Annotated in this window: 9 protein-coding genes and 1 riboswitch; all 9 genes read right to left on the minus strand. The window is 40.3% G+C overall.

Annotation, left to right across the window (positions count from 1 at the left end; translation table 11 throughout):
• Window positions 1-7: 7 nt before the first annotated feature.
• The 9 genes from ACWJAF_RS11580 to nifJ all read right to left on the minus strand — a co-directional run bounded on the left by ACWJAF_RS11580 (window position 8) and on the right by nifJ (window position 15,903).
• Window positions 8-820, minus strand: coding sequence for a PP2C family protein-serine/threonine phosphatase (locus ACWJAF_RS11580; RefSeq protein WP_448864111.1), 813 nt, complete (start codon window positions 818-820; stop codon window positions 8-10).
• Window positions 807-1,412 carry a hypothetical protein gene (locus ACWJAF_RS11585; RefSeq protein WP_448864114.1) on the minus strand — a complete coding sequence of 202 codons (606 nt, stop codon included), beginning with the start codon at window positions 1,410-1,412 and terminating at the stop codon, window positions 807-809. The genes ACWJAF_RS11580 and ACWJAF_RS11585 overlap by 14 nt, the downstream gene beginning before the upstream one ends.
• Before the next feature lie 63 nt (window positions 1,413-1,475).
• Window positions 1,476-3,041: a hypothetical protein gene (locus ACWJAF_RS11590; RefSeq protein ID WP_448864116.1), complete on the minus strand. Its 1,566-nt coding sequence runs from the start codon at window positions 3,039-3,041 to the stop codon at window positions 1,476-1,478.
• A gap of 195 nt (window positions 3,042-3,236) precedes the next feature.
• A complete protein-coding gene (locus tag ACWJAF_RS11595) occupies window positions 3,237-4,637 on the minus strand; it encodes a glycine--tRNA ligase (RefSeq protein ID WP_296032666.1) in 1,401 nt (466 codons plus the stop codon).
• Between the two features lie 116 nt (window positions 4,638-4,753).
• Entirely contained in the window at window positions 4,754-5,503 is a 750-nt protein-coding gene (recO, locus tag ACWJAF_RS11600; RefSeq protein WP_296032664.1) for a DNA repair protein RecO, read from the minus strand.
• Window positions 5,504-5,748: 245 nt separating this feature from the next.
• On the minus strand, window positions 5,749-6,645 hold the full coding sequence (era, locus tag ACWJAF_RS11605; RefSeq protein WP_296032662.1) for a GTPase Era: 897 nt from the start codon (window positions 6,643-6,645) through the stop codon (window positions 5,749-5,751).
• 98 nt (window positions 6,646-6,743) lie between these two features.
• Entirely contained in the window at window positions 6,744-9,665 is a 2,922-nt protein-coding gene (locus ACWJAF_RS11610) for an insulinase family protein (RefSeq protein WP_448864119.1), read from the minus strand.
• Window positions 9,666-9,945: 280 nt separating this feature from the next.
• Window positions 9,946-11,553, minus strand: coding sequence for a Na+/H+ antiporter NhaC family protein (locus ACWJAF_RS11615; protein WP_296032657.1), 1,608 nt, complete (start codon window positions 11,551-11,553; stop codon window positions 9,946-9,948).
• A 358-nt stretch (window positions 11,554-11,911) separates the two neighbouring features.
• Window positions 11,912-12,132, minus strand: a riboswitch (Lysine riboswitch).
• A 228-nt stretch (window positions 12,133-12,360) separates the two neighbouring features.
• The gene (nifJ, locus tag ACWJAF_RS11620; RefSeq protein WP_296093813.1) at window positions 12,361-15,903 is read right to left on the minus strand and encodes a pyruvate:ferredoxin (flavodoxin) oxidoreductase; all 3,543 of its coding nucleotides are present in this window, start codon (window positions 15,901-15,903) and stop codon (window positions 12,361-12,363) included.
• Between the last annotated feature and the right edge of the window lie 347 nt (window positions 15,904-16,250).

Raw genomic sequence — 16,250 nt, forward strand, 5'->3', positions numbered from 1 at the left:
TTTCACCTCAACTTTGTATTCTTACACTTACAATTGTCATATCATCCTCAGATCCGTATGCCCGTGCCATTTTAATTATTTTTTCACAACAATCTATGTTGCTTTTGCTTTTTTGTATCTCTTTTTCTAATTCTCTTTCACTGCATACTTCTGAAATTCCATCCGTTAATAAAAGAATCCTGTCATCATCTCTGAGCGAAATCCAAGAACTTTTCAACGGCTCAAATTCATAGCCACATAGATCATTTCCTATAAATCCAGTTAAATATTTTGCCTGTTCCATATATCTAAAATCTTTTCGCATCCAATAACTTTGTTCTTTTATCCTCTCTTCTACATTTTGATCCTTTGTTATCTGAAAAAGACACTGGTTTCTATACAGGTAACCTCTCGAATCCCCGCTCCAGTAGAATCTGGCCTTTCTTTTCTTCCGATCTACAACGCAAATCACACCCGTTGTTCCAGTAATTTTCTCCTGATTTCTTACTATTCGGTTATTAACTGACTGAAAAAAATATTGCATAACACATGATACTTCTTTTCCGGATAACTTATCTTCCAATTTTTTCTGCATTAGATAAGTGTCTTCCGCAGCATAGGACGAAGCTACTTTACCTACTCCTCCGCCTCCTATTCCATCATACACAGAAGTTATCATATACCTGCATCCATCTAATCTTTCAATAACATACGCATCATGGTCTTTCGAATATTTCTTCTTATAGTAATTTCCAACCTGAAAATTATCTTCATTAATTGTACATGCACTGCCTTTTCTCGTCTCTCCTGCTGCACTCAATTCTATATTATACTTTGCCATATAAAATAGTTCTTCCCCCTACTATGAATAAATACTCGTCGTTGTATAAAAATCGGTATGTTTTATCCCATTCTAACCTCATATTTCTATGTAATTCTATAAAATCATTATTATCATCAATATACCAGAATTTTTCTAATTCCTCTTCTTTCACATGTATAAAATAATGCCCGTCAACATTATCAAGTTCCATAAGCTCCTCTGGCAGCTCCTCTATATATACATCCGCTTCATTACTTCCACCTATTTTTATATCATCCCCCTCTAATTCCTCATAATTCCACTCTTCATTGTCAACTAAAAACATGAATGCTATCGGATAGCCATCTGAATGCATAAATGAAAATACATTATATACACTTCCATCATTGGCCATTTGAAACGTCTCATCATTCAGTATATAATTATTCAAATGTGTCGGATTATTATTATGTTTTTCTGTATAGTATAATTGCCCATACAACACGGATATACTTCCCTGTTTTCTGCTAATTGATTGAGATTCCGGATCAAAACTAATATCTGGATAAATCTTCTTTTCCTCATCTATCCTTCCAACAGAATATGTTCCTTCTTCTCTAAACTCTTTCATATAATAAAATCTTATATTTCTATTCTCATAAACCAAAAGAAATCCCATTATACTTTCTCTCCCCTACTTTTCCTCTCTCGCCTTTTCCATCACATGCTCCACCAGATATTCAAAAAGACGCTTCTCCGGAAACCAGTCAATTAATCTGTCATTCTCTTTTTCCTTTTCTTTGTCCGGAATTCTTTTCTCCACTTCTTTATAAATATTCTTAATCCACTCATATGTTTGTAATGCCTTCAAAGCAGTTATTACACATACATGGCTATCATATGCATTTTTTAAATGAATGTCCTCTCCATTTTCTTTATATTTATAATATATCGTTTCATACTTCAATAAGCCGGCTTTTAATTTTTCACGAAAATGCTCAATTTTCTCGCAATGCGGATCATAATATTTCATCATCTGCACATCCTCCAGGTTTTTAACCATATACCAAATTGGACACGTCCTTTTTGATTTTACTTCCCCATCTTGTTCGTCGGTAGCATTTATCACGATACATTCTGTATAATCACGGTCATACAATGGCGGCTCTTTACATAACTTTAATAAATTGTTAATTCCTATTCTGTTTTCATTCAAAATCAACCCTAGTACGATAATATGTTTCCGTAGAAAATTGTTTTCTTGATGCTTTTTTTCCGTTTCTATCTTATAAGCCATATATAATACTCTTCTTAAACCCTCTCTCCAGCTATATTCCTTCCTGACTTTGCTTTCTGTAAATTCCCTGATAGAATCTTTTTCCCTTTCCCAATTACCCTTACACCTCTTTTTAATCATATATTTATCTCCAAATTTTTTTACCAAAAGACCACAGAATGTTTTATAACTGCACACAAGATCTATAACATTTTTATAAAAAAACTCCTTCAATCCCTCTAAATTTTCGATTTTCTTTTTATAAAAGACCTCTTCAAGGCTCTTCGTATTATCATATTGGGGATTTCTAAGATTTTCACTTAATATGGTTTTTGCTTCTTTATTTATAATCTCAATTAAATTCTTTGCATCCTCAAAAGAATACATGCCATGATTTAGCATATGAATATATACCAAATCAGATATACTGTTTTTTGTACATTGCGTACTATTCTTTCCCTTTATATATAACTCAGGCATTCCCGCACAATCCAATAATTTATTTGTTTCTTCAATCGTAAGCCTGGACCAGAATGCTAATTTGATAACAACATCCCTGTTTCTTGGTTTGCCGCATCCATTTTTCCAGTTTTTCAATGTATTTCTTGTAAAACTTCCCCCTGATAAAGCTGCTAGCTTTTCATTACGATTAACCACAAATTCTCTGGCCGATTCTACTTTTGCAAAATAATTATCATATATCCTTTTTCCATCCTCCCATTCATCATTTCCAAATTCATGAATTACCATTTCTTTTCTTTTTTCCAAATCTGAAATATTAAAAATATCTGTTATAATCCCTTTTTTAATCGTTTTATTTTCAGTATCAATATCTTCATCAAGAAGTGTGATAAATTCCTCTTTCCATCTCTGCGATGTGCTTCTGCAATACGGAAATATATAGCTTATGAAATCTTCAGCATCCATACATTTTTCAATATTATATCTGTGACATATTTCCGTCTGGCTCATATCTTTGTTCATATTCTCCCTCCAACTCTCCACAAAATCTGCCTACATATTGCTTATATAAAAATTATATCAGATGCTCATTCCGATACAACGTCAATTCACTTCCAAATAATTTCTTCCACTCTACCTTTTTACATGATATATTAAAAAAAGTATAACAAAAGGACGAGCCATTTATTGACTCGTCCTTTTATTATACCTGCTATTTTACCACTCAAATTTCTTCTCAAAATAAGCATCCAGATCTTCAATCTTGATTCTTTCCTGCTCCATGGTATCTCTGTCACGGACAGTTACTGCTCCATCCTCTTCAGAATCGAAATCGTATGTTACACAGAATGGTGTTCCGATCTCATCCTGACGGCGGTAACGTTTCCCGATATTTCCACGGTCATCATACTCACAGTTGTACTTCTTACTTAACTGTGCAAATACTTTTTCTGCGCCTTCGTTCAGCTTCTTAGAAAGCGGAAGCACACCAATCTTCACTGGTGCAAGTGCCGGATGGAAGTGAAGAACTGTACGTGTATCAGGCTTCTCTTCTGTTCCGATCTCTTCTTCATCATAAGCACTGCAAAGGAATGCAAGTACCATACGGTCTGCTCCAAGTGATGGCTCAATTACGTATGGGATGTATTTTTCTTTTGTCTCATCATCAAAATATGTCAGATCCTGTCCGGATACGTTCTGATGCTGTGTTAAGTCATAATCTGTACGGTCAGCAATTCCCCACAGTTCTCCCCATCCGAACGGGAATAAGAACTCAACGTCTGTTGTTGCCTTACTGTAGAAAGAAAGCTCTTCTTTATCATGATCACGGTAACGTACTTCATCATCTTTCAGTCCTAATGAAGACAGCCAGTTCAGGCAGAACTTCTTCCAGTAATCAAACCACTCAAGGTCTGTATCCGGTTTGCAGAAGAACTCAAGCTCCATCTGTTCGAATTCTCTTGTACGGAATGTAAAGTTACCTGGTGTGATCTCGTTACGGAATGATTTACCGATCTGACCAATACCAAATGGCAGTTTCTTTCTAGATGTACGCTGTACATTTTTAAAGTTTACAAAGATTCCCTGTGCAGTCTCCGGACGGAGGTATACAGTATTCTTTGCATCCTCTGTTACTCCCTGGAATGTCTTGAACATCAGGTTAAACTGACGGATATCTGTAAAATCATGCTTTCCGCAAGTCGGACATGGAACGTTATGTTCATCAATAAAGTTCTTCATCTCCTCCTGGCTCCATGCATCTACTGCACCATCCAGTTCGATATTGTTCTCTGCACAATAGTCTTCAATTACTTTATCTGCACGGAAACGTTCGTGGCACTGTTTACAATCCATCAGAGGATCACTGAATCCTCCAAGATGTCCACTTGCGATCCATGTCTGTGGGTTCATAAGAATTGCACAGTCTACACCTACGTTGAATGGAGATTCCTGAATAAATTTCTTCCACCATGCTTTTTTTACGTTGTTTTTCAGTTCTACTCCGAGATTACCATAATCCCATGTATTTGCAAGCCCGCCATAGATCTCAGATCCCGGATATACAAATCCTCTTGCTTTCGCCAATGAAACGATCTTATCCATAGTCTTTTCTGCCATCTTTTTTATCCTCACCTTCTAAAATATTAATATGTAAGTGTCAAAACTAATTTTTCACACTTCCCATATCCATAATTGTAATTAATTATAGCGTCTGCCATCCGTGTTTTCAAGCCTTATCGCACAATTGTTTCCAATATATCCAATGATTTGAAGTGTTTTCCGAGATATTCATCCAGATATGCTTTGGTCAGTTTCTGTAATTCTTTTAACACTTCATCCTTCACTACAAAGTTATACAGCTTCTCAACCGGCGAGCACACGATATATTGCAATGTATATAACGTAGACGGAAGCAGTCTCATTCCATCAGCTATGTGGCTGCCGGCACACTGCGTACATAGTACACCACCTCTTCGGACACTGAATATCTTATCCCTTTCTCTGTCCCCGCACATCATGCATTCCATCACCTGTGGTCCTTCCCCGTTTACCGTGACCGCTTTAAGTTCATAGATGCAGCGGATCAGTGCATTTGGAATATGCGGATTCGTAAGTGCCCGAAGCGTCTGGTAAAGGAGCTTTAACATCTCCGTCTCATCATTCGCCTCACGGGCATAATATCCTGCCAGATCCATAAAATAAAACCCGTAATAAGCTCCTTCCACATCCGTACGCAGTTCCTGAAAATAATTGGAAATAGAGGCCGACACCAATGTATAGGATGTCCGCCCCTCATATACCGTAAACTCTCCAAACGAAAAAGGACTTGTCACCCCCATCAGTGCACTGTTCGGCCTTCTTGCGCCGCGTGCAAATGCAGAGATTTTTCCTCTTTCCCTGGTCAGTATTACCACCCGTCTGTCATATTCCCCTATAGGTGCTGCTGCCAGTATCATGCCAGTCAGTGTAATCTGATTTACCAATAGTATCTCTCCCCGGCCGGAGATTCTTTTTTCCGGCCTCCATTTCTTTATAATACAGATAATCTTCTATCTTTCCCGTTGCTTTGAATCTGTCCCAGTACTCTTCCATATGATCACCTCATCCTTAGCTAAAACGAGTTTCAAAAAAGCCTTTCTACAAAATGTATCGCACAATGCAGACACAACCTGCAGAAATGATTTTCCAAACAAGCTCCAAGATTAGGTTCTCCCACGGACACTGTTTTTTATTCGTCTTCCCGGTATCCAAAATTTTTCATCAGGAATTCACTGTCTCTCCAGTCCTTCTTAACTTTGACCCAGAGCTTGAGATTTACCTGCTGATCCAGCATTTTTTCAATCTCATAACGGGCAGTGCTTCCGATTTTTTTCAACATACTTCCTTTTTTACCAATAATTATTCCCTTGTGGGAATCACGTTCACAGATGATCGTTGCATCAATGTGCATCACTTTATTTCTTACTTTCATACTGTCGATGGCAACTGCTATACCATGTGGAATCTCTTCCTGCAGGCAGTGCAGTGCTTTTTCACGAATCAGTTCTGCCACGATCTGGCGCTCCGGCTGGTCTGTAATCGTATCTTCATCGTAGAACTGCGGTCCGTATGGAAGATATTTCATGATGACTTTTACAAGCTCGTCCGTGTTATCTCCATTTCTTGCAGATACCGGAACGATCTCTGCAAAATCATACACATCTTTGTAAGCTGCGATAGCCGGAAGTACGTCTTCCTTTTTCACGCTGTCAATCTTATTGATAACCAGAACGACCGGTGTCTTCACTTTCTTAAGCTGGCTGATGATATGCTGCTCTCCTGCTCCGATAAATGTAGTCGGCTCTACCAGCCAGAGAACGACATCCACTTCGTTCAATGTACGCTCTGCCACATTTACCATATATTCGCCAAGCTTATTCTTCGCTTTATGGATACCCGGTGTATCTACGAATACGATCTGACCGTCATCCGTTGTAAGAACGGTCTGGATACGGTTACGTGTTGTCTGTGGTTTATTCGATGTGATCGCAATCTTCTGTCCGATCAACTGGTTCATCAACGTTGATTTTCCCACATTTGGACGTCCGATCAGTGTTACAAATCCTGATTTATAATCTTTTTTCATATATTCTCCTGTCCTTTTATCTATTCTGTAACCTTTTATACGCATCACAGTCCGTAAGAAACTGCCGGCAGCAGCTTCTTACAGATCTGACATATTTCCTAAAATGTTGTCACTTTTTTGAACATATCTTTTGCTTCTTCTATCTTCTCTTCGCTTCCGATTACGCAGATTTGTCCGGCCTTCATCACAGCCTCTACAACCTCTGCAAGCTTTCTGATATCTTCCTGTCCTGCTTCCAGGATCTGCAGACGTTCCCTTTTGATGGTCTCCGCACTTACTTTATTCATATACAGATTAAATGAACGGTCTCCCTTGGCAGATGGGTTCATCGGCTGATCGAGATTACTCATTGTTCCGATGATATATTTATTCATATCACGGTCACTCACGGTAAAGTTTCTCAGATAGTCCGCGATACCTTCATAGACTTCCATCGTTCTTTCCAGATTCGGGTCACGGTAAGATACGAAATATCCTTCTCCGGTACGGCTGAATCCGCTCATGCAGCCGTAAGCACCACCTTTGACACGGACATTCTGCCACAGGTAATCATAACTTAAAATTACTTTCAGAATCTGCAGTGCTCCCGTATACTCTGCCCCGTTATCGATAAAGTTACCGGTTCTTGCTACATACTGTACTTTTGAGGCTGTCTTAAAGCCTTCATTTTTCATCTCACAATGCAAGACACATCTGGTCTCTTCAACCGGATCATCAAACAATGCTGCTTTCAGGTCTTCTACCTGTTCTTCCATACCTTCAAGCCCTTCTTTTGCAGCCGTGTAGCTGATCATCATATTATCCGCACGGAACAGCTTGTGTGCCAGCATCTGAAGTTTCTCTACCAGCCCGTCTTTTTCCTCTTCAAAATGTTCTTCGATATATGCAATTTTATCATAGAACTCGATACCACTTGTCATGTCTTTTAATTTGGAAGACGGTGATGCATAAGACATCGCACGAAGAACTGCTGTTGTATGTCCGGAAGACTGGAACTTCATAAGAAGTCTTGATTTTTGCATTGCAAGAATCTCTTTTACACGCTTTGTATCTTCGAATTTTGAACGTGTCAGTATCTCTTTCATCATAGCAAATACCACTGGCAGCTTCTGGTATAACGCTTTTCCTTTGATTTCAAATGTTGCTTTGAATTCCTTTTCCGGTACTTTGGAAATGTCTGTATACAGCTCCAGTGAAGTTCCGATTCCACCGGTATGCACATTGATCTCATTAAAAAGTTCTCCGTATTTATAGTTTTCTGTATCAATAATTCCAAGTACGCCCTGCAGAATTCCGACATATGGAAGATCAGCTTCTTCTACCCCGGACATATCAAATAATACATCCATGTATCCTATGCCGTTTGTCTCGATTTCGTGGAAGATCACCGGTACATCTGCAATCTTCATCTCTTCATTGATAATCGGCTCGATATCTCTTGAAATATCTTCTCTTGAAAGAACCGGAATCTTCTCCAGATCTTCTACTGCATCCGGCGCTGACTGATACTCTTCCAGTGCAGCCGAACGCTCTACCAGTTCTTTTTTCTCTTCTTCTGTAAGGCTTTCCTTATATGCCTGTAATTTTTCCTGCAGTTCTTTATCCATTCTTGCCGTACGGCCTTTTTCCGGCTTAATCAGAACAATCGCTCCATGTGTATTATCTAACAGATATTTCTGGATCAGTCCTTCGTAATATCCGGTTCCTACCTGTGCTTTTAAGAACTCAAATGTATCCAGTGCCTCGATATGGATAAATGGCTTCTCATCATCATATAACCAGCTGTCCATGATCTGAAGACCATACATCAGTCCCTTTGGATAGCCCCCAAAGTCAGCCTCTCTGTAACGGAATTCATTGTAATTGATACCTGCTTCGAGTGCTTTCTGATCCATACCGTTTGCCACGATATCTTTTAATGTATCTTCGATAACATTTACAAATGCTTCTTTTTGCTCTGCATTCGCATTCTTGGCTATCACAGAAAAGATCGGCTGATAGATTCCATTATCATAAGAGCCCATGATATCTTTTCCAATTTCCGCATCTGTAAGCGCTCTTTTAAGTGGTGCTCCAGGTGCTGATAAAAGTGCATAATCCAGCACTTCAAATGCCAGATATAATTTTTCATCCAGGCTGGTTCCGATTACCTTATTGTAAGAAATGTACGTATTATCCTCTTCCGATTCATCGCTTGCTATGGAATATGGCATCTCTTTTTCAATTACTTCTTTGAACGGTTCCTGATAACGGATCTTAGAATCTACCGGCGCATAATCGAATTTGCTCAGATATTCCTGATCCAGCCAGTTCAGTTTTTCTTCCATGTTCATATTTCCATACAGGTAAATGTAGCTGTTCGATGGATGGTAATATCTTCTGTGGAAATCAAGGAACTGTTCATACGTCAGCTCCGGTATTACTTCCGGATCCCCACCTGATTCATTCGCATAGGAAGTATCCGGGAACAGGGTATTCAATACGACTCTGTCCAGCACTCCTTCCGGCGAAGAGAACGCTCCTTTCATCTCATTATATACAACGCCGTTATAAGCCAGATCGTCTTCCATGGAATCCATCTTATAACTCCAGCCTTCCTGGCGGAAGATCTCTTCATGCTGGTAAATATTCGGATAGAATACGGCATCCATATATACATGCATCAGATTCTGGAAATCTTTGTCATTACAGCTTGCTACCGGATATACTGTCTTGTCCGGATATGTCATCGCATTTAAGAATGTATTCAGGGATCCTTTTACCAGCTCTACAAACGGATCCTTTGCCGGAAAGTTCTCCGAACCACACAGAACCGAATGTTCCATGATATGCGGAACTCCTGTACTGTCTGACGGTGGTGTACGGAACCCGATATTGAATACTTTGTTGTCATCGTCATTTTCTATCAGTAAGATTCTGGCCCCGCTTTTTTTATGCTTTAACAGCATTCCGTGGGACTTAATCCCTTTTAATTCTTCTTCTTTTACTAATTCGTAAGCACTTAATTCTTTTACACTCATGAATTCTTATGTTCTCCTTTCGTCTGCAATCGTTACACTTGTTATCTTTACCGGAACAATTGCCACTCATGCAAGATATTATAACACCTTTCTTGCTATTCTGCATTAAAAAGGTAGTTGTGTATGGATATATATAGTATCAAAAAAGCTTCAAGTTTTCTCTCCTCACATATTCTTATGCGAATCAAGATTCTTGAAGCTTCTTCTAATATTTATTATTTAAATATCCAGCACATGTCCCAAAATACTTTCTGTAAAATATATATCACAGCCATACTTCTTATCTTTCTGCTCTTTTTTTCATGAATAATAAAGCAACTACCAGCAATACTATACCAATTGGAAGACAGATAACTGCATTCTGGACAAATCCAGCGACCACATATGTAATGCATGATACCACTGCCACGGTTGCTGCATATGGTAGCTGTGTTGTGACATGGTTGACGTGATTACACTGCGCACCCGCAGATGCCATAATCGTTGTATCGGAAATTGGCGAACAATGATCTCCACACACAGCTCCTGCCATACAAGCTGAGATAGAGATGATCATCATCGTCTCGTTCGTTCCCTGGAATACCGCTACTACGATCGGAATCAGGATTCCGAATGTTCCCCATGAGGTTCCGGTTGCAAACGCAAGGAAGCATCCTACCAGGAAAATGATTGCAGGAAGGAAGTTCAGTAATCCGCCTGCTGCTGTCTGCATTACACTTGCCACATACTCTGCTGCGCCAAGGCTGTCTGTCATAGCCTTTAATGTCCATGCAAATGTCAGGATCAGGATTGCAGGTACCATTGCCTTAAATCCTTCCGGAATACATTCCATGGACTCACGGAATTTTAATACTTTTCTGATTGCATAAAATACAACCGTAACTACCATTGCAAAGAAACTTCCAAGCATCAGTCCTACTGATGCATCACTGGCTGAAAATGCTTTTACAAATCCGGTACCACTGAAGAATCCACCTGTGTAAAGCATACCTGCGATACAGAAAATAATCAGCATCAGGATTGGGAACACCAGATCAATAACTCCACCTTTTTCTTCTACTGTCTCGTTCTCTGCATTTGCATATGGTCTGTCGGGTGTTGTATAGATATCTCCCTTTTTCGCGTTGTCTTCATGCAGCTTCATCGGGCCATAATCAATCTTTAATAAAACAATCAGCACCATCGCAAGAATTGTAAGCAGTGCATAATAGTTATACGGAATCGCACGCATGAAAATGGAGAATCCATCCTCGCCTTTTACAAATCCCGTTACAGCCGCAGCCCATGAAGAAATCGGTGCAATGATACATACCGGTGCTGCTGTCGCATCAATCAGATATGCCAGCTTCGCACGTGATACATTGTGTTTATCTGTGATTGGACGCATGACACTTCCTACTGTCAGACAGTTAAAATAATCATCAATGAAGATCAGTACTCCAAGTATGATTGTTGCAAGCTGCGCTCCGACTCCGGTCTTAATATGAGTACTTGCCCAGCGTCCGAATGCAGCTGAACCACCAGCCTTATTCATCATGCAGACCATAATTCCAAGAATAACCAGGAATACCAGGATTCCCATATTGTAGCTGTCTGTCAGGACTCCAACAATGCCATCTTCAAATACATGAAGAACTGCTTTCTCAGCATGGAAGTTCGACCAGAATATGCCTCCAATCGCAATTCCTACAAACAATGAACTATACACTTCTTTTGTGATCAATGCCAGGCCAATCGCCACGATAGGTGGCACCAAAGCCCAGAATGATGAATACATCTTTGGTACATATTCTTTCCCGCCATCTGCTGCAAGTACAGTCACTGCACTGCACGCAAGAATCATAAGACAGGTAAGTACAGCAAAGACTATTTTCTTTCTTTTTCTCATAACTCTCTCTCCTTCATTTTTCCTATGCATCTTTCGAAATATATGACAGCGGCTGCATCTCACTGTCAATCATTTCTTATAGACGCTTTTCCTGCATATTTTAGAGTGTGTCTGAAAAATCATTCCTGCTGAAAGCATTTTCAGACACACGCTGGTAGTACAGAGAACCATCCAGTGACAATTTCTCTTGTCTACTTTGGCACAAAAATGCCATGAACAATTTTCCTCGTGGATTGCTCATGGCATATATCATCTTATAAGCTTTACACCTGTATTCTTATATTATTTAACATTTTCCTGGTCATTTTTATATAACTTGGAATACAGACTACATATTTTTAATCTTATATTTTCTATATACTCTGATAGCGCTCCACTTGCTGAAGTGACAGTCCGCAGCATCTTCTGATGCGTCCCAGGACGGATACCTTAAGGGATGGTATCTTCCTTCGGCAGTTTTCCCTTTCATCGAAAGAACCTGCCACTGGCAGCCTCTTTCGAACGCATGGCGTTCCAGAGCAGACTTCCCTTCGTCTGTTGCCCTGGCTTACTGATGAAACCTGCGCCTCTATCAAATCTCATTATTCATATAGTAATATTTTTATCATTTTTATATAGATTTGTCAACCCGAATAGCCCACATACAGAGAACTTGCCGCTGGCAACTTCTCTTGCATACTTTGGTATCTACATAATCTGCCACCGGCAGCTTCTTCCGAACGCATGGCGATACCAAAAACTCCCGTGGATCCTTACGAACCCACGGGAGTCATGATTTATACTATTTTGCTGCTAATCAGATAACAATTAATCCTCTACTTTGTAAAGGTCTGTCAGTTTAGACAGGTAATCGTATCTTTCCATAGCCTCTGCCTCATTCTTAGCGAAGAGTCTTGCAGCCTTTTCTGGATTAGCTCTCTTAAGTGCGTTGTAACGAACCTCTCCATCAAGGAATGCCTGGTAATCTTCTTCCTTAGGCTGTTTGCTGTCAAGAGTAAACTTGCTTCCCTTTTCAGCTGCAGGATTGAATCTGAAGTTATTCCAGTATCCGCATTCTACTGCTAACTGTTCCTCTGTCTGAGCTTTGCTCATACCCTTCTTGATACCATGATTGATACATGGAGCGTATGCGATGATCAGAGATGGTCCTGGATAAGCCTCAGCCTCTGCAATTGCTTTTACAGTCTGGTTGAAGTCTCCACCCATAGCGATCTGTGCAACGTATACATATCCGTAGCTCATAGCCATGCTTGCAAGGTCTTTCTTCTTAGTCTCTTTTCCGCCTGCTGCGAACTGAGCTGTAGCGCCAGTCTTAGTAGCCTTAGAAGACTGTCCACCTGTGTTAGAGTAAACCTCTGTATCGAATACCATAATGTTGATGTCTTCACCACTTGCTAATACGTGGTCAACTCCACCGAATCCGATATCGTAAGCCCATCCGTCACCACCGAAGATCCACTGAGATTTCTTAGCGAGGAAGTCTTTGTTCTTAACGATGTCTTTGCATGTATCGCAGTCACATCCGTCTAATGCTGCAACTAATTTGTCTGTAGCATCTCCGTTTGTAACACCACATGTAAATGTATCGAGGTATTCCTGGCAAGCTGCCTTAACCTCTGCTGAAGCCTGCTCTGATGCTGCAACAGTTTCAACTTCTTCTTTCAGTCTCTTTCTGATTGCTTTCTGAGCAAGTAACATACCATATCCAAACTCTGCATTGTCTTCGAACAGTGAGTTAGACCATGCTGGTCCCTGTCCCTTAGAGTTGATTGTGTATGGTGTAGACGGTGAAGAGTTACCCCAGATTGAAGAACATCCTGTTGCATTAGCGATGTACATTCTGTCACCGAATAACTGTGTGATCAGTTTTGCATAAGGTGTTTCTCCACAACCTGCACAAGCTCCTGAGAACTCAAGTAATGGCTGTTTGAACTGGCTTCCCTTAACTGTCTCTGGTTTGAATTTAGCAACAACTTCTGGTTTAACCTCGATCTCACGTCCGAAATCAAAGATATCCTGCTCTGCTGCATTTTCTTCCATGTTTGCCATAACAAGAGCTTTTTCACCCTTCTTACCTGGACAAACGTTTACACAAGATCCACATCCTGTACAGTCATAAGCTGATACAGTCATAGTGAATTTCATTCCTGGCATACCGATCATATCGATAGCTTTTGTTCCTTCTGGAGCTTTTGCAAGCTCGTCCTCTGTAAGTGCTACTGGACGGATAACTGCATGTGGGCAAACGTATGCACAACGGTTACACTGGATACAGTTCTCTGACTGCCATACAGGGATATCTACTGCGATACCACGTTTCTCATATGCTGCACTACCTGATGGTGTAGATCCATCTGCATAGTCAGTAAATGTAGATACTGGCAGAGTATTTCCTTCCTGAGCATTAACCTTAGCCTGGATGTTCTTAACGAATGCTACAACATCGTCTTTTCCACCCTTAACTTCTGGTGTGAATAATCCTTCATCTTCGCAAGATTTCCAAGATTCTGGTACTTCGATCTCAACTACCTGCTTAGCACCAGCATCGATAGCATCGTAGTTCATCTGTACGATCTTGTCACCTTTTCTTCCGTAAGTAGCTTTTGCAGCTTTCTTCATCAGATCAATTGCTTCTTCTTCTGGAATGATAGATGCCAGTTTGAAGAATGCTGACTGAAGGACTGTATTGATACGTCCGCCAAGTCCGATCTCTTTACCGATCTTAATACCATCAATTGTGTAGAACTTGATGTTGTGATCAGCGATGAATGCTTTTACCTGTCCTGGTAAATGTTTCTCAAGACCTTCCATGTCCCAAGAGCAGTTCAGAAGGAATGTTCCTCCGTCAACTAATTCCTGAACCATGTTGTATTTATTAACATAAGATGGGTTGTGACATGCTACAAAGTTTGCTTTGTGAATCAGGTAAGTAGATTTGATTGGCTTCTTACCGAAACGCAGGTGAGACATTGTAACACCACCAGACTTCTTAGAGTCATAGTCGAAGTAAGCCTGTGCATACATGTCAGTATTGTCACCGATAATCTTGATAGAGTTCTTGTTAGCTCCTACAGTACCGTCAGCTCCAAGTCCCCAGAACTTACAGTTGATTGTTCCTTCTGGTGTTGTAACCAGTGGTGCACCAACTTCAAGTGAAAGATTTGTAACATCATCGTTGATACCGATTGTAAATCTTTCTTTGTCTGTGTTGTTGAATACTGCAACGATCTGTGCAGGTGTTGTATCTTTTGATCCTAATCCGTAACGTCCGCCGTTAACCGGTACTGCGTCGAACTTAGATCCCTTTAATGCAGAAACAACATCCAGGAATAATGGTTCTCCCTGAGCTCCTGGTTCTTTTGTTCTGTCAAGTACATTGATGTATTTTACTGTGTCAGGAATTGCATCAATTAATGCCTGTGCACAGAATGGTCTGTAAAGACGAACCTTAACAACACCAACTTTTTCCCCAGCTGCTGTTAAGTAATCGATTGTCTCTTCAATTGTGTCACATACAGAACCCATAGCAATGATAACTTTCTCTGCGTCTGCTGCTCCGTAGTAGTTGAAGAGTTTGTAATCTGTTCCGATCTTCTCGTTAACTTTGTCCATGTACTCCTGTACGATAGCCGGCATAGCGTCGTAGTATGGGTTACATGCTTCTCTTGCCTGGAAGAAGATATCCGGGTTCTGAGCTGAACCTCTCTGGCATGGGTGATTTGGATTCAGTGCATGATTTCTGAATGCATCGATTGCGTCCATATCTACCAGATCTTTCAGATCTTCGTAATCCCATGTCTCAATCTTCTGGATCTCGTGTGATGTACGGAATCCATCGAAGAAGTTGATGAATGGAAGTTTTCCTTTTAATGCTGCACAGTGTGCAACTGGTGTTAAGTCCATAACTTCCTGCACGCTGGATTCGCAAAGCATTGCTGCACCAGTCTGACGACAGGCGTAAACATCAGAGTGATCTCCGAAGATGTTCAGTGCGTGGCTTGCAAGTGCACGTGCTGATACATTGAATACTCCCGGGAGCTGTTCTCCTGCTACTTTATATAAGTTAGGAATCATCAACAACAGTCCCTGAGATGCTGTAAATGTTGTTGTCAGAGCACCAGCGGAAAGAGATCCGTGTACTGCACCAGCAGCTCCTGCTTCTGACTGCATCTCTGTTACCTGAACAGTCTGTCCAAATATGTTCTTTCTGCCTTCTGTAGCCCATTCATCTACATGTTCTGGCATAACGGATGATGGTGTAATAGGGTAAATAGCTGCAACTTCTGTATATGCATATGACGCATGAGCTGCTGCCTGGTTACCATCCATGGTCTTCATTTTTCTTGCCATTTTTGTTGTTCCTCCTTGATAATAGTACAAATCATATATTGACGTGTATGGTTTTATTATATCGCCTGTCCTACCAAAAGTCTAGACATTCCGTCTGTTATTTTGTTCATTTTTAGGTACAAATGCGGATTCTTGTAGTATTTTGTCGGGCATATTTACTCATAAAGCTGTATATTATTGTATGCAGAATCCAGAAAATATACACTTGCAAATATCTAAAATTGCTGTTTAATACATTAATTTGGGTTGGATTCCCGGTCCTTGCGTATGCCTTGGTATAAGATCTGGTCCGCGACTCCATGAAGCAAGAAGTAGTAAGAGAGCCTGAATTCCCTAAAAGCAACAGA

It is taken from the genome of Dorea sp. (assembly GCF_977044405.1).

What these genes read in the sequence shown, in the direction of transcription:
- ACWJAF_RS11615 (WP_296032657.1), bottom strand. Translation starts at nt 11,553, where the DNA reads ATGAGAAAAAGAAAGAAAATAGTCTTTGCTGTACTTACCTGTCTTATG.
- ACWJAF_RS11610 (WP_448864119.1), bottom strand. Translation starts at nt 9,665, where the DNA reads ATGAGTGTAAAAGAATTAAGTGCTTACGAATTAGTAAAAGAAGAAGAA.
- ACWJAF_RS11595 (WP_296032666.1), bottom strand. Translation starts at nt 4,637, where the DNA reads ATGGCAGAAAAGACTATGGATAAGATCGTTTCATTGGCGAAAGCAAGA.
- ACWJAF_RS11585 (WP_448864114.1), bottom strand. Translation starts at nt 1,412, where the DNA reads ATGAAAGAGTTTAGAGAAGAAGGAACATATTCTGTTGGAAGGATAGAT.
- era (WP_296032662.1), bottom strand. Translation starts at nt 6,645, where the DNA reads ATGAAAAAAGATTATAAATCAGGATTTGTAACACTGATCGGACGTCCA.
- ACWJAF_RS11580 (WP_448864111.1), bottom strand. Translation starts at nt 820, where the DNA reads ATGGCAAAGTATAATATAGAATTGAGTGCAGCAGGAGAGACGAGAAAA.
- ACWJAF_RS11590 (WP_448864116.1), bottom strand. Translation starts at nt 3,041, where the DNA reads ATGAACAAAGATATGAGCCAGACGGAAATATGTCACAGATATAATATT.
- nifJ (WP_296093813.1), bottom strand. Translation starts at nt 15,903, where the DNA reads ATGGCAAGAAAAATGAAGACCATGGATGGTAACCAGGCAGCAGCTCAT.